This is a genomic window from Rhodopseudomonas palustris (assembly GCF_034479375.1).
Taxonomy (GTDB): domain Bacteria; phylum Pseudomonadota; class Alphaproteobacteria; order Rhizobiales; family Xanthobacteraceae; genus Rhodopseudomonas; species Rhodopseudomonas palustris_M.
This window is the reverse complement of record NZ_CP140155.1, coordinates 4,411,213-4,429,913: the sequence shown is the minus strand read 5'-3', so window position 1 is coordinate 4,429,913 and position 18,701 is coordinate 4,411,213. Positions and strand designations below refer to the sequence as shown.

Sequence of the window (18,701 nt, the reverse complement as noted above, 5' to 3'; positions counted from 1 at the left end):
GGATTGGATATGACCTACGCCTGCGCCCATCCCTACCCGAGAAATTGGTTCCCACTGCTTAATGGGCGTTCTTAACGATCGATGTTTTTTCCGCGCGGATTTGATTGGTATTGTAAGGGTTCGAGCTGCTGCGTACTCGGCTTCCGAACAAGCCGATGCTATGATCCGAGGATCCGAAAGGACGACGATGCCACAGACCTCGCCGACCCTGATCGACCGCGACGACAGGCCGCAACCGCTGCGCCGCGCGCGAACCGCGCGGCCTGCGATGGCGATGGTCGCTTCGCTGATCGCGGCCTCGTCACTCGCGCTGCCGGCCTCGGCGCAGCAACCGGCGCCGGTCATCGTCGCGCCGCCGTTCATCGCGACGCTGTCCAACACCACGCCGCTGGCGTTCGGGATGGACGCGCTGCAGGCGGAACGCGCGCTCGGCATGCCGCTGAACTACGTCAGCGGCCGGCCCGGCGACGAAATCTTTCTGGCGATCCGCACCGGCGGCGGCAGCGGCTTCTTCAACCGCCGCGACCGGCTGTATCTGCAGTTCCGCCACGGCCGGCTCGCCGGCTGGAAGGGCGACTGGGGCCGCAACTGGATGTGGGATTAGCCGCCGACCGACCGCGTCGCTTCGCCTCAGAACCAGCGTTCACTGACCATCACGGTGTCGCCCGGCGTCAGCGGGGTACCGAGCGGGACCACCGCACGGACCATCGCGCCGCCATCGGGGTGCGTCAGCGTCACGCTGTCACGGCGGGCGCGCGGCGAGAAGCCGCCGGCAATCGCGACCGCGCTCTCCACCGTCATGCCCGGCACATAGGGATATTGGCCGGGCGCCAGCACCTCGCCGAGAATGTAGAACGGCCGATACTGATCGATTTCGACCGCCACCGACGGCTCGCGGATGAAGCCGTTGCGCAGCCGCGCGGAGATCGCGGCGGCCAGACCGGCGGGGGTGCGGCCGCGCGCGGGGACGCTGCCGATCAGCGGCATGGTGATCGCGCCGGAGGCGTCGATCGCGTAGGTGTTGGTGAGACCTTCCTGGCCGTAGACCACGATGCGCAGCCGGTCGCCGGCATCGAGGCGATATTCCGAATGCGGGCCGGGCATCGGCGCTGGCGCATAGGCGGCCCGGCCACCATAGGCCATGCTGTCGAGGGCGTTGGACGGCTGGATCGCGACCGGGCCCGACCGCCGCATGCAGCCGCCGAGCGCAAGCGCTGCCATCACGGCAATCATCGACAATCGAAACGCGTGGTCCAAACGCACTGGAGCCATTCCCTCTCCACGAGATGGCTCCGTTTATGCCCCGTTAGGGTTAACAAATTGTTGGCGGTGCGTAGTTCCGCGAGGCGCGCTTCGCCCGGCTTCGCCACGCGAGGTGTCGATGATAGCGATCTGGGCCTTGCCTATCCGCATGTCGTCCCCGCGCAGGCGGGGACCCATACGCCGCAGCGTCTCGATTGAAGCCGCTGCAGAGGCTTTCTTTTGCTTGATAAGCCAGGGGTTATGGGTCCCCGCCTGCGCGGGGACGACTCGCGGCGGGGTCGTGGCTGACATCCGATCCATCTGCGATAGCCCTGCCCGCAAGCGGGAGAGGTTTCGCCGTGCCGGATCGCAGGCGGATCAGGCGTTGACGCCGACGCCGATCGGGCAGGACACGCCGGTGCCGCCGAGACCGCAATAGCCGCCGGGATTCTTGGCGAGATATTGCTGGTGGTAGTCTTCGGCGAAATAGAACTCGCCGGCCGGCGCGATCTCGGTGGTGATCGACCCGAAGCGCTTGGCGCCGAGCGCCTGCTGATAGGCCTCGCGCGACGCGTCGACCGCGCGCGCCTGCGCCTCGCCGAAGGTGTAGATCGCGGAGCGATATTGCGAGCCGACATCGTTGCCCTGGCGCATGCCCTGGGTCGGGTCGTGGCTTTCCCAGAACGTCTTCAGCAGCGCTTCGTAGGAGATCTTCGTCGGATCGAACACCACCAGCACCGCTTCGGTGTGGCCGGTGCGGCCGGAGCAGACTTCCTCATAGGTCGGGTTCGGCGTGTAGCCGCCGGCATAGCCAACCGCGGTGGAATAGACGCCGTCGCCGAGCTCCCAGAACTTGCGCTCCGCGCCCCAGAAACAGCCGAGCCCGAACACCGCCCGCTGCAGCCCCTCGGGATAAGGCGGCTGGATGCGATGGCCGTTGACGAAATGGCTGCGCGCAGTCGGAATCGGCGTGGCGCGGCCCGGCAGCGCTTCGCTGGCGCTCGGCATCGCGGTGGTTTTACGCGTGAAGAACATGGACACCTCCCGGCGCGCCGCGGCGGTCAAGCTCGCCCGGGCGCCCTGTGCTGGATGATGCTGGCGGGCAACCGAACGCTGTCGCCACCGGCTCTCGACTGAAGTCTGGATATAGGTACTTACGCGTCGACCGACAGGGTCGTTACGCCGAGACGCACCGATCGTCAGCGGGCGTAGCCGATCAGCGGCTTGCGCGGCCGGAACAGCAGCAGCAGCAACAGGCCGGCGACGCCGAGCACCGCGAAAGTCGGCTGCGCCAGCAGCAGCTTGACGACATGGGTCCAGAGCCAGGGCGTGGCCTGCTCGACCCAGACCCGGAACGCCTGCTGGCTGGACTGGTGGACGTCGTTCCAGAATTCCCCGAGCGGGGTCCATTGCAGGGAGCTGTCGGCGACCGAACGCGCGCCGTCATAGACCAGGAAGATGAATCCTCCGGTCAGCAGCAGCAAGCCGATCAGTCGAAAGAACCCGCGGATCATCGTCCACCCCGATGGAATTGACCGCCCCCTCGGCCGCATCTACCGGGCCGGCGCACAAAACACAACCTCGCCAGCGACTTATCCCTGCCCGCCGAGCGCCCGGCTGGGCGTTGAGGCCGGCAACTCACCCCCGCGGCCCGAACCACATTGGGCCGCCGCAACCGTTGACGCTGGAAAGCTGTGGCTTTATAAGGCGCGGATTGGCGGTGGGGTCTCCCTGCCGCCGCTGTTCTTTGATGCGGCGTCGCGTTTTCGGCCCGTCGGCTCCAGGAACAAGCTTCAGAACATCCGGAACACACGGCGAGGCTCCGATCATCGGCGGCTCCGTCATCAGCCCGGCCCTCCGCAGCGGAGGCCGCTGCAGGATTTGAGAGAACATGGCCAATACGTCTTCCGCGAAGAAAGCGACTCGCAAGATTGCCCGGCGCACCGCGGTCAACAAGTCGCGCCGCACCCAGATGCGCGGTTCGGTCCGGACCGTCGAAGAAGCGATCGCCAGCGGCGACCGCGACGCAGCGCTGAAGGCGATGGCGAACGCCGAGCCGGCGCTGATGCGCGCCGCCCAGCGCAACATCGTTCACAAGAACGCAGCGAGCCGAAAAGTGTCGCGCCTCGCGCACCGGATCGCCCAGCTCGGGAAGTAATTCTCAAGTTCAGAAGAGAATCAGATGCCCGGCTGAGCCGGGCATTTTTTTTTGCGCGCGGCCGATCGAATCCTCTCGCGTAAGATGCGCGGTCCGCGATGCGCGCAATGCATTGCCATCGACACGACCGACACCGTCGCCAATTCCTCCGGCAGATCTGCTTCGGCCGACGCGCCTTGCGTCGAACGACGCGACGAGCGGCGATCGCGATCCCGCATCATGATCAACGCAGCGCAGGCGTCGCCGACGTTCGATCGCGGCGATGCTGTTCAGCTCATCGTGCACAGTGTCAGGCTGTCTGGACGACGTTCAAAAAGTGCTGGGGCACAACCGGAACTCGTTGTGTGACGACGATCGCGTCGTCGCGCCCCGGGACTCTACGCAGTAACAACAATGCGTGGGTTACCCTGTCGGAACGCTCACGAAAAAACCCGGCCAGCGAGACACTTATCGACAAAGCGAAAGCGAGCGCTTTGAATCCGCTGTCGCGCGACCGTCAAAGGTAAAGGATTCATGAAAAACTTTTAGGCGTGCGATGGATTTGTCACGCGCTGTTCACTCGACGAATCTGTGCACAGATTCAAAATCTTGCCTTCGCCGCGATGCACCCCTGCCTAATCGTGCGCACCCCGCGCCGCGTTTCGCGCCGCTCCGAACGAATCATATTCGTTGCGGGAAAAGGGAGGTCGTGTATTTCTTAGATCGCCCGCGACGCCCACGGTTCTTCAGATCAGCGCGGTTTGAGAACCAGGGGCGGGCATGCAGATCGGCGGCGGTGTGCGTGTTGGTGGCGTTTTTCAAATGACAGAGAGATTGTCACTCATAGCGATATGAGAGCGGCGAAGCCGTGTCTGAATTCGTGAGGAACGTTTGCATGCAAACGTTCCGGCGGGCGACGGCGGGGCCAGCGACAATCGGTCGTCATGAAAACGGCGCAGCGGTGTCGGACTTGAACTGGACTTGGATCGGACTTGGACGTGACACGGGATTTGACGACATCTTGCCGCGTGCAAGCGCGTCAGGAGGGGGAGGTTTCATGAGCGACGAATTCAGCGTTTCATTCCGCACTGCCGAGGTTTCGGCTCGAGATTATTTCAAGACATCCACCACCATCACCAGTCGCTGCTGCGCTCGAACTCCGGTGCATCCGTCGAGTCCGCGCTGACCTGAAGCAACTCATTCATCGGACCCTGGGCTGACGTCGGCGCGTTGCCGAACGGCGGAGCCGTGTCCGGAGTTTGCTTCGCGACGCCGCGGCGCGGCGCGAGCCGTCATGGTTTCGCCCGCTGCGTTGAACATCACTCCATCTGAAAAGCTGCTGAAATGTCGAACATGGAACATGATCGCTGGTCTCGCGTAAAAGGCCGTCTGCGCTCGAGCGTCGGCGAGGACGTGTATTCGAGCTGGTTCGCGCGCATGGACCTCGAAGCCGTTCAGCCGGAGAGCGTGCATCTGTCGGTGCCGACGCGGTTTCTGAAGAGCTGGATCCAGACCCACTATTCCGACAAGGTGCTGACCTGCTGGCAGGCGGAACTGCCGGAGGTCTGCCGCATCGATCTCACAGTGCGCTCGCCGATGCGCGCCGCGGTGGCGAAGGAAGCGCCGGCGCCGGTCGAGCAGCGCCGCGACGAGCATCGTCCGGCAACCGAGATGCGCAGCCATGCGACCGTGCCCGCCTCTTCCAATCACGACGCGCTCGGCGGCTCGCCGCTCGATCCGCGGCTGACCTTCGCGAGCTTCGTGGTCGGCCGCTCCAACACGCTGGCGCATGCCGCCGCGAGGCAGGTAGCGGAAGGCCGCCGCGGCGATCCGGTGATGTTCAACCCGCTCTACATTCATTCCGGCGTCGGCCTCGGCAAGACGCATCTGCTGCAGGCGGTGACCTGGTCGGGCAATTCGGGCAACGAGCGCAAGGTGCTGTATCTCACCGCCGAGAAATTCATGTACGGCTTCGTCGCCGCGCTGAAGACGCAGACCTCGCTCGCCTTCAAGGAAGCGCTGCGCGGCATCGACGTGCTGGTGATCGACGATCTGCAATTCCTGCAGGGCAAGACCACCCAGGCCGAATTCTGCCACACGCTGAACGCGCTGATCGACGCCGGCCGCCAGGTCGTGGTGGCGGCCGATCGTCCGCCGTCCGATCTGGAAAGCCTCGACGAGCGGGTGCGCTCGCGGCTCGCCGGCGGTCTCGTCGTCGAGATGGCGCCGCTCGGCGAAGACCTGCGGCTCGGCATCCTGAAGTCGCGCGTGGTCGCGGCCCGCGCGCATCACGCGAGCTTCGACGTGCCGGCGCCGGTGCTGGAATATCTCGCCCGCGCCATCACCCATAACGGCCGCGACCTCGAGGGCGCGATCAACCGCCTGCTGGCGCATTCCAAGCTCAACGCCCAGCCGGTGACGCTGGAGATGGCCGAGCACGAGGTCCGCGATCTGATCCGGCCGCAGGAGCCGAAGCGGATCAAGATCGAGGACATCCAGCGCATCGTCGCGCGGCAGTACAATGTCAGCCGCTCCGACCTGCTGTCGTCGCGCCGCACCGCCAATGTGGTGCGCCCGCGCCAGGTGGCGATGTATCTGGCCAAGACGCTGACGCTGCGCTCGCTGCCCGAGATCGGCCGCCGTTTCGGCGGGCGCGACCACACCACAGTGCTGCACGCCGTGCGCAAGATCGAAGGGCTGGTGTCCAAGGACACCACGCTGTCCGACGAGGTGGAATCGCTCAAGCGCCAGCTCCAGGAATAGCCGGGGCAATAGCCGGCGCGATCGCCGGCACGACGGCAGGCGCGTCGCCCGGTCGCGGGCGCCGTCCGGCCGAAACACGGGGAAATTCGGAGCCGTACCGGCCACGCACCCTTGCGTCCGCCGCCTAACCACGCCACCCTGCCGACCCCCCGCGGGTTCGGGCGACATCCGCAGGGTCCCCATTGCCGTGGCGCCGTCTCAGGCCGCACGGCTTCTCCAGTACCTCCGGCGACTCCATCACACGATGCGGGTGCGGATCAGGCGGGTTTTGCAATGAAGGTCACGGTCGAACGCGCGCAATTGTTGAAGTCGCTGGGCCACGTCCACCGCGTGGTCGAGCGCCGCAACACCATTCCGATTCTCGGCAACGTGCTGGTGCGCGCCGAAAACGCCCAGCTCGCATTGAAGGCGACCGACCTCGACCTCGAAGTCACCGAGACGCTGCCGGCGGACACCGCGACGGCGGGCTCGACCACGGTGCCGGCGCACATGTTCTACGACATCGTGCGCAAACTGCCGGACGGCTCGCAGATCGTGCTGGAAAGCGACGGTGACCGCTCGGTGCTGGCGATCCGCGCCGGGCGCTCGCGCTTCACGCTGCAGACCCTGCCGGAAAGCGACTTCCCGGATCTGGCCGCCGGCGAGATGTCGCACGCGTTCTCGCTCACCGCTTCCGACGTCAAGCGGCTGATCGACCGGACCCAATTCGCGATCTCCACCGAGGAGACCCGCTACTATCTCAACGGCATCTATCTGCACACCGCGGGCTCGGCCAAGGAGGCCAGGCTGCGCGCGGTCGCGACCGACGGCCATCGCCTGGCGCAGGTCGATCTGGAGCAGCCCGCCGGCGCGGCCGGGATGCCGGGCGTGATCGTGCCGCGCAAGACCGTCGGCGAAGTGCAGCGGCTGATCGAGGACAACGACGCCGAGATCGGCCTCGAACTGTCGGTCGGCAAGATCCGCTTCACCATCGGCAATGTGGTGCTGACCTCGAAACTGATCGACGGCACCTTCCCGGACTACGGCCGCGTGATTCCGCAGAACAACGACAAGGAGCTGGTGGTCGACAAGAAGGACTTCGAGGCCGCGGTGGATCGCGTCTCGACGATTTCCTCCGAGCGCGGTCGCGCCGTGAAGCTGGCCCTGAGCGCCGGACGGCTGGTGCTCTCGGTGACCAATCCGGATTCCGGCAGCGCCACCGAAGAGCTCGAAGTCGAATACGCCTCCGACCCGCTCGATATCGGCTTCAATTCACGCTATCTGCTCGACATCGCCGCCCAGATCGAAGGCGAAGTCGCAGTGCTGCGCCTCGCCGACCCCGGCTCGCCGACCCTGATCCAGGACCGCGACAAGAAGAACGCGCTGTACGTGCTGATGCCGATGCGGGTGTAGGGCCACGGGATCGCGCCGCGCGTCGAACCTCGTCGATTGAGCACAACTTGTCATTGCCGGGCTTGACCCAAACCCGAGCAAGCGGGTTTGATACCCTCTCCCCTTGTGGGAGAGGGTGGCTTCGCGAAGCGAAGCCGGGTGAGGGGTCATGCCGCAGCGCCCGCGTCACGTTCCAACCCCAGCGAGACTCCGTGCCTTCGCCAAGACGATGCGGCACGCGCCCACTGATGCGGAATCCGCGATGTGGAAGTTGCTGCGCGATCGCCGTTTCGCCCAGCTGAAATTTCGTCGGCAGGTTCCGTTCCAGAACTACATTCTCGACTTCGTCTGCTTCGAGCAGCGCCTGGTGATCGAGATCGACGGCAGTCAGCATGCAGAGCAATCGCGCGACCAGATTCGCGATGCCACGCTCCGCGCTGCGGGCTTTCGCGTGCTGCGCTACTGGAACAACGACGTGCTGCAGCGTCGCACAGCGGTGCTTGAAGATATCCTTGCGAAGCTTTCCGAAACGGACGAATAACCCCTCACCCGGCGCCTCACTTCGTTCGGCGCCACCCTCTCCCACAAGGGGAGAGGGTCACTCGGCGCTGTTCTCGCTGTAATCACATGACCGCCTCCCGCATCACCCGGCTGACGTTGACGCACTTCCGCAATTATCGGGCGGCGGGGCTGACGACGCGTGGGGAGCGGGTGGTGCTGGTCGGCGCCAACGGGGCCGGCAAGACCAATTGCCTCGAGGCGATCTCGTTTCTGTCGCCGGGGCGCGGGTTGCGGCGGGCGACGCTCGACGACGTCGCCGACAACGAGGGCGACGGCTCCTGGGCGGTGGCGGCCGAGGTCGAGGGCGCGCTCGGGCTCGCCACGCTCGGCACCGGCATCGATCCGCCGCGCGCCGACGCGCCCACGGCACGGCGCTGCCGGATCGACCGCGAGCCGGTCGGCTCCGCCACCGCGTTCGGCGATCACTTACGCATGGTGTGGCTGACGCCGGCGATGGACGGGCTGTTCATGGGCGCGGCCTCGGAACGGCGGCGGTTCTTCGATCGCCTGGTGCTGGCGATCGACAGCCAGCATTCGGGCCGGGTCTCGGCGCTCGACCGCAGCCTGCGGTCGCGCAACCGGCTGCTCGAGGATTATCGCAACGCGGATTCGCACTGGCTCGATGCGATCGAGCGCGAAACCGCCGAACTCGCCGTGGCGGTCGCGGCGATGCGCGGCCAGACCGCGATGCGCCTCGCCGCGATGCTCGACGCCCGCGGCGCGGCCTCGGCGTTCCCGTCGGCGAAGATCATGCTCGACGGCTGGATGGAGGGCGCGCTGCTGACCGAGCCCGCCACGGCGGTGGAAGATCGCTACCGCACCATCCTGCGCGAGGGCCGCCCGCGCGACGCCGCCGCCGGCCGCACCCTCGACGGCCCGCATCTCACCGATCTCGACGTGCTGTACGCGCCGAAGGCGATGCCGGCGCGCGACGCCTCCACCGGCGAACAGAAGGCGCTGCTGATCGGCCTGGTGCTCGCCCATGCCCAGCTCGTCTCGGAGATGACCGGCATCACGCCGCTGCTGCTGCTCGACGAGGTGGTGGCGCATCTCGACCCGTCGCGGCGCGCCGCACTGTTCGAGGAACTGGCCCGGCTCGGCGCGCAGGTCTGGATGACCGGCGCCGACCCCGCGGCGTTCGCCGAGATCGGCCCCGGCGCCGAGATTTTCACCGTCGAGTCCGGCCGGATTTCACCCCGGCACTGAGCAGAAGCGATCGCGTCGAACGCGCCGGAACCGGCCCGGGCGCGCGGTCTGTCAGGGGTCTCCGAATCGGCCATTTCGGGGCTTGCCAAACCCACTAAAAATCCTATTTCTTCAATAACTTGCTGCATGCCACTTTGGGCTAGGCGCAACCCGTCTTTCATGGCACAAATGACGCCTCATCGCGCGGTCGCCCGCCGATTCGATTTTCATCCTTCAAAGGTTGTTGCATGACTGAACCCGCCCGGCAGCCGATCGCCGAAACCCCGTCTTCCGTTCCGGTCGAATACGGCGCGGAATCGATCCGGGTGCTGAAGGGGCTCGACGCCGTGCGCAAGCGGCCGGGCATGTATATCGGCGACACCGACGACGGGTCCGGCCTGCACCACATGGTGTACGAAGTCGTCGACAACGCCATCGACGAGGCGCTGGCAGGCCACGCCACCGCGGTCGAAGTCGTGCTCAACGCCGACGGCTCGGTGACGGTGCGCGACGACGGCCGCGGCATTCCGGTCGACATCCACAAGGGCGAAGGCATTTCGGCTGCCGAGGTCATCATGACCCAGCTCCACGCCGGCGGAAAATTCGATCAGAACTCCTACAAGGTCTCCGGCGGTCTGCACGGCGTCGGCGTCTCGGTGGTCAATGCGCTGTCGAGCAAGCTGATCCTGCGCGTCTGGCGGGGCGGCAAGGAGCACATCATCGAATTCGCCCATGGCGACGCGGTGGCGCCGCTCAGCGTGGTCGGCGACGCCAATGGCCGGCGCGGCACCGAGGTGACGTTTTTTGCATCGCCGGAAACCTTCACCCACATCGAATACGATTTCGCCACGCTGGAGCATCGCTTACGCGAACTCGCCTTCCTGAATTCCGGCGTCAACATCGTGCTGTCGGACATGCGCCACCCGGTCGAGAAGCGCGAGGAGATGCGCTACGAGGGCGGCGTCACCGAATTCGTCAAATATCTCGACCGCAACAAGAAGCCGATGGTGCCGGCGCCGATCGTGCTCGCCGCCGACCTCAACGGCATCGGCGTCGAGGCCGCATTGTGGTGGAACGAGACCTACCACGAGAACGTGCTGTGCTTCACCAACAACATCCCGCAGCGCGACGGTGGTACGCATCTGGCCGGCTTCCGCGCCGCGCTGACGCGCCAGGTCAACGGCTATGCGGATAGTAACGCCAAGAAGGAAAAGATCGCGCTGACCGGCGACGATTGCCGCGAGGGACTCACCGCGGTGCTGTCGGTGAAGGTGCCGGACCCGAAATTCTCGTCGCAGACCAAGGACAAGCTGGTGTCCTCGGAAGTCCGGCCGGTGGTCGAGAACGTCCTGAACGAAGCGCTCGCAGCCTGGTTCGAGGAACATCCCGCCGAAGCCAAGGTGATCGTCGGCAAGGTGATCGAAGCCGCCGCCGCCCGCGAAGCCGCGCGAAAAGCGCGCGAGCTGACGCGGCGCAAGGGCGCGCTGGATATCGCCTCGCTGCCCGGCAAGCTCGCCGACTGCCAGGAGCGCGATCCTTCCAAGTCCGAACTGTTCATCGTCGAGGGTGACTCCGCCGGCGGATCCGCCAAGCAGGGCCGCAACCGCGAATTCCAGGCCGTCTTGCCCCTCCGGGGCAAGATCTTGAACGTCGAGCGCGCGCGCTTCGACAAGATGCTCGGCTCCGAGCAGATCGGCACGCTGATCACCGCGCTCGGCACCGGCATCGGCCGCGACGATTTCGACATCGCCAAGCTGCGCTACCACAAGATCATCCTGATGACCGACGCCGACGTCGACGGCGCGCACATCCGTACGCTGCTCTTGACGTTCTTCTTCCGGCAGATGCCGGCGCTGATCGAGGGCGGCTTCCTCTACATCGCGCAGCCGCCGCTCTACAAGGTGACGCGCGGCAAGTCGGAGCAGTATCTCAAGGACGAGCGCGCGCTCGAGGAATATCTGATCGCGACCGGGCTCGACGATTGCGCCTTCAAGATCGCCTCCGGCGAAGTCCGCGGCGGCCGGGATCTGCTGGCGCTGGTCGAGGACGCCCGCGTCATCCGCCAGACGCTGCACAATCTGCACGGCCGCTACAATCGCTCGGTGGTCGAGCAGGCGGCGATCGCCGGCGTGCTCAACACCGAGATCAGCAAGGACACCGAAAAGGCGAACGCGGCCGCCGACTACATCGCCCGCCGGCTCGACGCGCTGGCCGACGAGGTCGAGCGCGGCTGGATCGGGCGCTTCGCCGAGGGCGAAGGCTTCCATTTCGAGCGCACCGTGCGCGGCGTCAAGGACGTCGCCATGATCGACGACGCGCTGCTCGGCTCCGCCGACGCCCGCAAGCTCGACGAATACGCCGCGGTGCTGCAGGAAGTCTATCCGCGCCCCGGCGTGCTGCGCCGCAAGGATGCGGAAACCGCGATCCACGGCCCGGTCAGCCTGTTCGAGGCGGTGACCGACGCCGGCCGCAAGGGCGTGGCGCTGCAGCGCTACAAAGGCCTCGGCGAGATGAACCCGAGCCAGCTCTGGGAAACCACGCTGGACACCAACGCCCGCTCGCTGCTGCAGGTGAGGGTGCGCGAGGTCGACGAAGCCGACGACATCTTCACCAAGCTGATGGGCGACGTCGTCGAACCCCGCCGCGAATTCATCCAGGAGAACTCGCTGCAGGCGACGGTGGACGTGTAGCGCGACGGCGCACCGGATCTCGGGCGTTAGAGCCGTTCCGTCCGATGGAATCAGCGCTGGCGTTCTGGGACTCTGACCACAGGCACAACCTCATGGTGAGGAGGCGCGAAGCGCCGTCTCGAACCATGCGCCGCCGGCCATCATGCGTCGCCCCATCCTTCGAGACGCCCGGCTTCGCCGGGCTCCTCAGGATGAGGAGTCAGTGCATCTGGCAAGGTCCATATCGCTTCATCAATCGATGAAACGCTCTAGACCAGCGAGGCGGACACCGGTTCGCGTCGAGGTTGCACGTCGAGACGACGATCTCGAGCCCGTTTCCGATTCGATCGGTGTCAGCTTCGATCGGGGTCAGCTCTCGGGGCCGCCGGCGGCGCTGTGAAAGTGGCCGTAGCTCGGAATCGACATTCTGCAGACGATGCCTTCGGGTCGAAAGTCCAGCGTGGCGGCGCCGTTGCCGAGGCTGCGCGAGATCAGCGTCTGACCGAAGCCGGACGATCCCGGCTTGGTCACCAGTGGCCCGTCGAACTCCTCCCATTCGATCATCAGCGCGCCGTCCTGCGCGAGACCCGTCCGGCGCACCGCGATCTTGCCGCCCGGCACCGACAGCGCGCCGTATTTCACCGCATTGGTGGTGAGTTCGTGAAACACCAGGCCGAGCGACACCGCGGTCTTGGCGTCCACCACGATATCGAGCCCGTCGGTCGCGATCCGGCCGCTCGACAGCGACGCGAACGGCGCCAGTTCTGCGCCGAGCACGTCCTTGACCTGCAGGTTCTGCCACGACGCATTCGACAGCAGCGTGTGGGTCGCGGCCAGCGCCTGGATCCGGCCGGAAAACGCTCTCTGAAAATCCTCGATGGTGCGCTCATAGGCGGCGGTGCGCGTGCAGATCGCCATCACCATCGCCAGCGTGTTCTTGACGCGGTGATCGAGCTCGCCCATCAGCAGCGCCTGGTGGCGCTCGGCGGCCTTGCGCTGCGACAGGTTGATCAGCGTGACCACGCAGCCCTGCGTCCGCTCGCCGGACACCATCAGCGGCGCGGCGCTGATCAGCACGTCGGTGATCGCGGCCGACGGCGATCGCACCGCGGCCTCCAGTCCCTGCACCGGCATGCCGGCGGTCGCCATCGAGACGATGTCGGCCCCGCTCATCAGTTCGGACGCTTCGGTGAAGGTCAGATCGATCGCCTCGGAGAAAGTTTTGCCGACCGGCGTCTCGGCGCAGATCCGGATCGCCGCGCCGTTGAGATGGGTGACGCGGCCGGCGCGGTCGCAGACGATCACCGCCTCGTTGGCGGAGGCGAGGATCGCGCGCGCCAGCCGCTCGGATTCCTTGGCGACGGCGGCCTGTTCGCGTTCGCTGATATCCGTGAAGGTGATCGCGGTGCCGTGCACGACGCCGAAATCCAGCGGCGAGCCGGCGAGCAGGATGCTGCGTTCGACATCGCCGGCGCGCAGATGGATCTCGGCCGACTGCCGCTCCTGCATCGCCTGCGCCAGCAGCCGGCGAAACTTGGCCTGGTTGACGGCGTCGAGCAGCCCGAGCAGCACGGGACCGGTCAACGAGCCCGGCGCCCGCCCGAGCAGGGCGCACAGCGCCTGATTGGCGTACAGCAACTGCCCGTCCGAATCGTACGCCGCGGCGCCGACATCCATCGCTTCCATGAAGGTGCGGTAGGACTGGCCGCCGCCTTCGAGCGTGAACACCTTCTCGCCGCCGCCGCCCTTGACGACCAGAGCGTCGATCTCGCCTTCGCGGATCGCCCGCAACGTGTCTTCGGCCTCTTCGAGCCTGGCTTCCAGCTCGTGCCTGCTCAGCGCTGCGACCGCCGAGCCCACCTTCAGGCCCCTTCGACCGACAGATGCACCAGGACCTTCGGAGTGTCGGACAGATCGCCGATGATCTTGCGGATCGGCACCGGCAGCTCCTTCACCAGCGTCGGGATCGCGACGATGCCGTGCTCGCGCGCGAGCTGCGGCGACTTCTTCAGATCCACCACCTCGACCTTGTACTTGCCGGCGAGATGATCGGCGCAGATCTTCTCCAGGTTGCGAATCGCGGCGAGTGACTTCGGCGTTTCGCCGGCGACGTAGAGAACCAGCTTGATCGGCTCGGCCATGTCAGTTTCCTACTTGGTGATGCCGGGAGCGTGGTCGATGCCCCTGCTCTGCGCCATCGTTTCCGCGTCGATCGCGGCCTGCCGGAGGTAGTCGATCTCGACGTCGGCCAGCCGCTGCAGTTCGGAGGCGTCGGCGTCGATCTCGGCGCGGAGCGCCTCGATCTGCGCCAGCGCCCGCGCCCGGCGTTGTGCGATCTCGCCTTGCAGACGCGCCACCTCGACCCTGCGCTCGCTCTCGGCGCGGCGCAGCCGCGCCTCTTCGCTTCGCCGCGCCGATCCGGTCAAGGCTCCGTTGGCGCCGAGATAGGGCGCGAGCAGATGAATGCCGTCGTTCGACATCACGAATTCCCGGACCTGATTGGAATGGGAGATGCCCCGCGCCTTCAGCAGATAGAGCTCACGATTGAACTCGCCATGGGCCTCCCGGTTCAACAGCAGGATCCAGGCGTCCATCAGCGACGACAGCCCGGCGTCGGTCTGGGATTCCTGGCCGTGGGCGAGATGGGTGAAGACGCCGGTGACGCCGGTCGATTTCAGATAGTCGACGATCCGCAACAGCATCGACTGCACTTCGCCGAGCTGGCCGTTGCCGAGAAAGGCCGAAATCGGATCGAGCACCACGACGTCGGGCTTGAACCGGCCGACCTCGCGCAGGATCACGGCCAGATGCATTTCCAGGCTGTAGAAGGTCGGCCTTGCGGCGATATAGCGCAACTGGCCGCTCGTCAGCCATCGGCCGAGATCGGTGCCGATCGACTTCATGTTGCGGACGGCCTGGGCCTCGGATTCCTCGAACGACAGATACAGCGCCTTCTCGCCGCGGCGGCAGGCGGCGTCGGCCATCATGCAGGCGAGCGAACTCTTGCCGGAGCCGGCGACGCCCGAGACCAGAATGCTGTTGCCGCGATAGAAACCGCCGCCGCTCAGCATCGCGTCGAGGTCCGCCACGCCGGTCGAGATGCGATCCTCGAACACCTTGTGGCCGAGGCCGAGCGACGACACCGGCAGCACGCTGAAGCCGTCCTCGTCGATCAGGAACGGATATTCGTTGGTGCCGTGCGCGGTACCGCGATACTTGACGATCCGCAGCCGCCGGGTGGAAATCTGCTGGTCGACGCGATGGTCGAGCAGGATCACGCAATCGGAGACGTATTCCTCGAGCCCCTGGCGGGTCAGCGTGCCGTCGCCGCGCTCGCCGGTGATGACGGCGGTCAGGCCCTTCTGCTTCAGCCAGTCGAACAGCCGGCGGATTTCCGCGCGCAGCACCGCCGGATTCTGGAACGCCGAGAACAGGCTCTCGATGGTGTCGAGCACGATCCGCTTGGCGCCGATCTGGTCGACCGCATATTCCAGCCGGAGAAACAACGCCTCGAGATCGTAATCGCCGACCTCGGCGACTTCGCTGGGATCGATCGCGATGTGCTCGATCAGGACGCGCGAATCGTCGATCAATTGCTGCAGGCCGAAGCCCAGCGACTCGACGTTGTCGACGATATCGACCGCTCGCTCCTCGAAGGTGACGAACACGCCGGCCTCGCCGTAATGGCGCGCCCCGTTGATCAGGAAGGTGGAGGCGAACAGCGTCTTGCCGCAGCCGGCCGAGCCGCAGATCAGACTTGGACGCCCGGTGGGCAATCCGCCGAGCGTGAGTTCGTCGAAACCGTCAATGCCGGTGCGCGACTTGGCAATACCGTCGGTCATATCAATCCGATTGCGTTACTCGAACTTTGTATTTGAACAGGAACCGGCTGGCTAGGGGACCTCGCAGGAAAATGATTTAGCGCCGCGGAGGAACTCGCAAAGACGATCCGCGTTATGCGCGTCGCGATTCCAGGGGCCGCGTCAGGCCGACGTGCACGGAACTGCGATGTTATTGATATCAAATGATATGAGCGCCGGCGCGGCGCGATCGCAGGCGCTACTCGGCGCGGCTCACGATGACGCCGTACCAGCCGAGCCCCTGATAGGTCTCGTATCCCGGCGTCAGATGAAAGCCGACCAGCGCGCCCGATGCGTCCTGGTAGGTGCCGCTGCGCCGGCCGGCGACCTTCAGGGGGAAGCGCTCTTCGAGCAGGCCGCGACCGTCGGAGGCGGCGATCACCCGGAAGCGGGAGTCGAGCAGCAGCACGCGGGCCTTGTCCTGCGGATCGAGCCGCACCCCCTGCACGATCGCCCGGGCCTGCGCCTCCCAATCGAAGTGAATCGCCAGGATGCCGAGCGGCGCGCCGTTGCTGCGGCCATTGCTACGCACGCTGGCGCAATAGGTCGCGACCTGGGCATTGCCGAGCTGCGGCATCCGCTCGACATTGCCGGCGACGTAGTCGTCGCCCGATCGCAGCCGCAGCGCGTCCTTGAACCAGTCGCAGCCGGCGACGCTGCTGCCGACCACGCCGAAGCGGTCCGGCCGACCGTTGGCCAGAACGGTGCCGTCGAGGCTGCACAGCCATAGATCGAGATACACGGTGTAGGCGCCGAGGATCACCGCGAGCCGCTCGCCGGCGTAGGACGTCGAAGCCGCATCGGGATTCGCGGCGCAATCGACCACCGCGGAATCGGTCGCCCACCAGCGCACGTCGCAGGTGCGCTCGTAGAGATTGCGGTCGATCAGTTCGACCGCATTGAGCGACAGGTCGACCAGCCGGTCGCCGCGCGAACGCTCGGTCATGCTGCCGATCGAACTGATCAGTTCGCCGGTGCGCCGGGTGAGCTGGCTTTCGAGGTCGCGCGCGATCTCCTCGATCTGGGCGCCGACATTGCGCACCTCCTGGGCCACGATCGCGAAGCCGGCGCCCTGCTTGCCGGCGCGGGCGCTTTCGATCAGCGCGTTGAGCGCCAGGATCTTCATCTGGCTGGTGATCTTCTGGATCGACCGGGTCTTGCCGCAGGCGATCTCGTTGACCTCGGAGGTCAGCCGCGCCACCAGCGCCGAGATGTCGTCGTGGTCCGCGGGAGCGGCATGGTCGGCCGACCCGTCTTTTCGAATGACCGCTGTCTGCATTTGTTTCCACCCCGGCGTCGCGCGCGCCGGGGTGGAATCTGCGCGATTTTTCCTAATTAGGACTAAACCAAAGTAGGTGACTACGGAATTCAGGCCGGCGCGATGCGCTGTTAGTTTGTGCAAATGATCAATTGCCGATCAAAACGGGAGAAGCGGCTGCCCACCCAAACGCTCCGCCGCCCGCAGCCGGAGGTTGCCCGGCTCCGGCCTTCGCGGACGACCCGACCGATCCTCTCAGGCCGCGCTCATCGGCGGCACCGGGAGAGCGGTGACCGACTTGATCTTCTCCATCGCGAATCGCGAGGTGACGTTCTTCAGCGGCACCGTCCCGATCAGCCGCTTGTAGAAGATGTCGTAGGCGCGCATGTCGGCGACGACGACGCGCAGCATGTAGTCGACGTCGCCCGCCATCCGGTAGAACTCGATCACTTCCGGCATCGCGCTGACGGCGTCGGCGAAAGTCTTCAGCCAGGCTTCGGAATGGTCGCCGCTCTCGATCGAGACGAACACCGACAGGCCGAGCCCGATCTTGTCCTGATCGACCAGCGCCACCCGGCGGGTGATGACGCCGTCGGCCTCGAGCCGCTGGATCCGCTTCCAGCACGGCGTCGACGACAGCCCGACGCGGTCGCCGATCTCGGCCACCGACAGCGAGGCATCCTGTTGCAGCACGGTGAGAATCTTGCGGTCGATCGCGTCCAGCCGTCGGCCGGTTTCGGCGACGGGAATCTCGGCATCGGTCATCTTAGAACATTCTTCCAAACAGAGCAGATCTAGCCATTCTAGTTGGAAGATTTTTTCATGCAAGTCCCACTTCCGCTCGGGCGGAGGGAGGGCGGGCGCGGACGCCGTGGCAGTCAGGCCGCTCCCAGCTTGACGGCTCGGCCGACGCGCAGGCTTTCGAACAGCCGCAGCGCCGCCTTGTGGGCGTCTCCCGGCGAGCGGAAGCCGCGGCCCTCCAACCCCGTGAAGTCGTCGGTGGCGGCATGAAAGCGGAAGCCGCGGCCATCGCGGACGACAATGCCGGCGGCGCGCGAATTCACTTCGATGATGAACGCTTTGGACGCAGTGGCTTGGGACGCGTTGGCTTGGGGCATGACGGCTCTTTGATTCGAGGCGGGCGATTCGCGTCAACGGTACGCCGGCCTGATAGCCGCGGTCTGTATCAGCCCGATGAAATCGGCTTAACGCTTTGGTGCTGGAGGAACTTCTCCGGCTTGCGGGAGAGGTCGGATCGGGAGGGCTGCGGCGGTTCGACAGGGCACAGGCTCACTGCTTGGGGCTCCCTCACCCCAACCCTCTCCCGCAGGCGGGAGAGGGAGCTCGCTGCGATGCGTGGCAGCGGCGTGCATCAACACGCCGGTTGGCGCTACGCTCCCGCCGATTGAGATCGTCGTCGCTCAGCAGCAGGACAGCGGCGGGAACATCGGCTGCAGCTTGCGCAGCGCCCGGTAGAACCGCACGAACAGCCGGTGCGGCAGCGACAGCGACTGCAGCCAGCGGGCGTCGGCATCCTCGTCCGTCGCAGTCTCGGGGCGTGGCTCGACCGGCGCGGGCTTCGGCGCGATCAGCGCATCCGGGTCGTAGTAAGTAAGCATCGCCATTGTCGCCTGCCTCTCTCCAGCCTCGCACTC

At 66.0% G+C, this 18,701-nt stretch carries 17 protein-coding genes; 7 read left to right on the top strand and 10 right to left on the bottom strand.

Going from position 1 to position 18,701, the window contains the following annotated elements; translation table 11 throughout:
- Nucleotides 1-187 precede the first annotated feature (187 nt).
- Nucleotides 188-604, top strand: a complete 417-nt coding sequence (locus tag SR870_RS20045) for a hypothetical protein (protein WP_322515264.1) — start codon at nt 188-190, stop codon at nt 602-604.
- Nucleotides 605-630: 26 nt separating this feature from the next.
- Here SR870_RS20045 and SR870_RS20040 read toward each other — a convergent pair whose 3' ends face one another.
- From SR870_RS20040 to SR870_RS20030, 3 genes are all read right to left on the bottom strand, one after another.
- A complete protein-coding gene (locus SR870_RS20040) occupies nt 631-1,272 on the bottom strand; it encodes a polysaccharide biosynthesis/export family protein (RefSeq protein WP_322515263.1) in 642 nt (213 codons plus the stop codon).
- Nucleotides 1,273-1,620: 348 nt separating this feature from the next.
- Nucleotides 1,621-2,277, bottom strand: coding sequence for a peptide-methionine (S)-S-oxide reductase MsrA (gene msrA / locus SR870_RS20035; RefSeq protein WP_322515262.1), 657 nt, complete (start codon nt 2,275-2,277; stop codon nt 1,621-1,623).
- 164 nt (nt 2,278-2,441) lie between these two features.
- Complete coding sequence (locus tag SR870_RS20030) at nt 2,442-2,756, bottom strand: hypothetical protein (RefSeq protein ID WP_322515261.1); 315 nt, start codon at nt 2,754-2,756, stop codon at nt 2,442-2,444.
- Between the two features lie 377 nt (nt 2,757-3,133).
- Between SR870_RS20030 and rpsT the strand changes: the two genes are divergently transcribed.
- From rpsT to gyrB, 6 genes are all read left to right on the top strand, one after another.
- Nucleotides 3,134-3,400 carry a 30S ribosomal protein S20 gene (gene rpsT, locus SR870_RS20025; RefSeq protein ID WP_322515260.1) on the top strand — a complete coding sequence of 89 codons (267 nt, stop codon included), beginning with the start codon at nt 3,134-3,136 and terminating at the stop codon, nt 3,398-3,400.
- A 1,323-nt stretch (nt 3,401-4,723) separates the two neighbouring features.
- Entirely contained in the window at nt 4,724-6,142 is a 1,419-nt protein-coding gene (gene dnaA / locus SR870_RS20020; protein WP_322515259.1) for a chromosomal replication initiator protein DnaA, read from the top strand.
- 273 nt (nt 6,143-6,415) lie between these two features.
- Nucleotides 6,416-7,534, top strand: a complete 1,119-nt coding sequence (dnaN, locus tag SR870_RS20015; protein ID WP_322515258.1) for a DNA polymerase III subunit beta — start codon at nt 6,416-6,418, stop codon at nt 7,532-7,534.
- A 148-nt stretch (nt 7,535-7,682) separates the two neighbouring features.
- Entirely contained in the window at nt 7,683-8,054 is a 372-nt protein-coding gene (locus SR870_RS20010) for an endonuclease domain-containing protein (RefSeq protein ID WP_322515257.1), read from the top strand.
- A gap of 86 nt (nt 8,055-8,140) precedes the next feature.
- Entirely contained in the window at nt 8,141-9,280 is a 1,140-nt protein-coding gene (gene recF / locus SR870_RS20005) for a DNA replication/repair protein RecF (protein ID WP_322515256.1), read from the top strand.
- 227 nt (nt 9,281-9,507) lie between these two features.
- A complete protein-coding gene (gene gyrB, locus SR870_RS20000; protein ID WP_322515255.1) occupies nt 9,508-11,949 on the top strand; it encodes a DNA topoisomerase (ATP-hydrolyzing) subunit B in 2,442 nt (813 codons plus the stop codon).
- A gap of 348 nt (nt 11,950-12,297) precedes the next feature.
- Here gyrB and SR870_RS19995 read toward each other — a convergent pair whose 3' ends face one another.
- The 7 genes from SR870_RS19995 to SR870_RS19965 all read right to left on the bottom strand — a co-directional run bounded on the left by SR870_RS19995 (nt 12,298) and on the right by SR870_RS19965 (nt 18,671).
- Nucleotides 12,298-13,788 carry an HWE histidine kinase domain-containing protein gene (locus SR870_RS19995; RefSeq protein ID WP_322515254.1) on the bottom strand — a complete coding sequence of 497 codons (1,491 nt, stop codon included), beginning with the start codon at nt 13,786-13,788 and terminating at the stop codon, nt 12,298-12,300.
- Between the two features lie 2 nt (nt 13,789-13,790).
- Nucleotides 13,791-14,069 carry a circadian clock KaiB family protein gene (locus tag SR870_RS19990; protein ID WP_322515253.1) on the bottom strand — a complete coding sequence of 93 codons (279 nt, stop codon included), beginning with the start codon at nt 14,067-14,069 and terminating at the stop codon, nt 13,791-13,793.
- A 9-nt stretch (nt 14,070-14,078) separates the two neighbouring features.
- Nucleotides 14,079-15,770, bottom strand: coding sequence for a circadian clock protein KaiC (kaiC, locus tag SR870_RS19985; protein ID WP_322515252.1), 1,692 nt, complete (start codon nt 15,768-15,770; stop codon nt 14,079-14,081).
- Between the two features lie 217 nt (nt 15,771-15,987).
- Nucleotides 15,988-17,067 (bottom strand): methyl-accepting chemotaxis protein, encoded by a 1,080-nt coding sequence (locus SR870_RS19980; protein ID WP_322515251.1) that lies wholly within the window; start codon nt 17,065-17,067, stop codon nt 15,988-15,990.
- 234 nt (nt 17,068-17,301) lie between these two features.
- A complete protein-coding gene (locus SR870_RS19975; RefSeq protein ID WP_322515250.1) occupies nt 17,302-17,811 on the bottom strand; it encodes an Lrp/AsnC family transcriptional regulator in 510 nt (169 codons plus the stop codon).
- Between the two features lie 113 nt (nt 17,812-17,924).
- Nucleotides 17,925-18,164 carry a hypothetical protein gene (locus tag SR870_RS19970; protein ID WP_322515249.1) on the bottom strand — a complete coding sequence of 80 codons (240 nt, stop codon included), beginning with the start codon at nt 18,162-18,164 and terminating at the stop codon, nt 17,925-17,927.
- Nucleotides 18,165-18,467: 303 nt separating this feature from the next.
- Nucleotides 18,468-18,671, bottom strand: a complete 204-nt coding sequence (locus tag SR870_RS19965; protein ID WP_322515248.1) for a hypothetical protein — start codon at nt 18,669-18,671, stop codon at nt 18,468-18,470.
- Nucleotides 18,672-18,701 lie beyond the last annotated feature (30 nt).

Bases quoted from the DNA above. Each gene is read 5' to 3' on its own strand.
- SR870_RS19970 (WP_322515249.1), bottom strand. From the start codon at position 18,164: ATGCCCCAAGCCAACGCGTCCCAAGCCACTGCGTCCAAAGCGTTCATC.
- dnaA (WP_322515259.1), top strand. From the start codon at position 4,724: ATGTCGAACATGGAACATGATCGCTGGTCTCGCGTAAAAGGCCGTCTG.
- SR870_RS20010 (WP_322515257.1), top strand. From the start codon at position 7,683: ATGCCGCAGCGCCCGCGTCACGTTCCAACCCCAGCGAGACTCCGTGCC.
- SR870_RS19980 (WP_322515251.1), bottom strand. From the start codon at position 17,067: ATGCAGACAGCGGTCATTCGAAAAGACGGGTCGGCCGACCATGCCGCT.
- recF (WP_322515256.1), top strand. From the start codon at position 8,141: ATGACCGCCTCCCGCATCACCCGGCTGACGTTGACGCACTTCCGCAAT.
- rpsT (WP_322515260.1), top strand. From the start codon at position 3,134: ATGGCCAATACGTCTTCCGCGAAGAAAGCGACTCGCAAGATTGCCCGG.
- SR870_RS20030 (WP_322515261.1), bottom strand. From the start codon at position 2,756: ATGATCCGCGGGTTCTTTCGACTGATCGGCTTGCTGCTGCTGACCGGA.
- kaiC (WP_322515252.1), bottom strand. From the start codon at position 15,770: ATGACCGACGGTATTGCCAAGTCGCGCACCGGCATTGACGGTTTCGAC.
- SR870_RS19990 (WP_322515253.1), bottom strand. From the start codon at position 14,069: ATGGCCGAGCCGATCAAGCTGGTTCTCTACGTCGCCGGCGAAACGCCG.
- dnaN (WP_322515258.1), top strand. From the start codon at position 6,416: ATGAAGGTCACGGTCGAACGCGCGCAATTGTTGAAGTCGCTGGGCCAC.
- SR870_RS19975 (WP_322515250.1), bottom strand. From the start codon at position 17,811: ATGACCGATGCCGAGATTCCCGTCGCCGAAACCGGCCGACGGCTGGAC.
- gyrB (WP_322515255.1), top strand. From the start codon at position 9,508: ATGACTGAACCCGCCCGGCAGCCGATCGCCGAAACCCCGTCTTCCGTT.
- SR870_RS20040 (WP_322515263.1), bottom strand. From the start codon at position 1,272: ATGGCTCCAGTGCGTTTGGACCACGCGTTTCGATTGTCGATGATTGCC.
- msrA (WP_322515262.1), bottom strand. From the start codon at position 2,277: ATGTTCTTCACGCGTAAAACCACCGCGATGCCGAGCGCCAGCGAAGCG.
- SR870_RS20045 (WP_322515264.1), top strand. From the start codon at position 188: ATGCCACAGACCTCGCCGACCCTGATCGACCGCGACGACAGGCCGCAA.
- SR870_RS19965 (WP_322515248.1), bottom strand. From the start codon at position 18,671: ATGGCGATGCTTACTTACTACGACCCGGATGCGCTGATCGCGCCGAAG.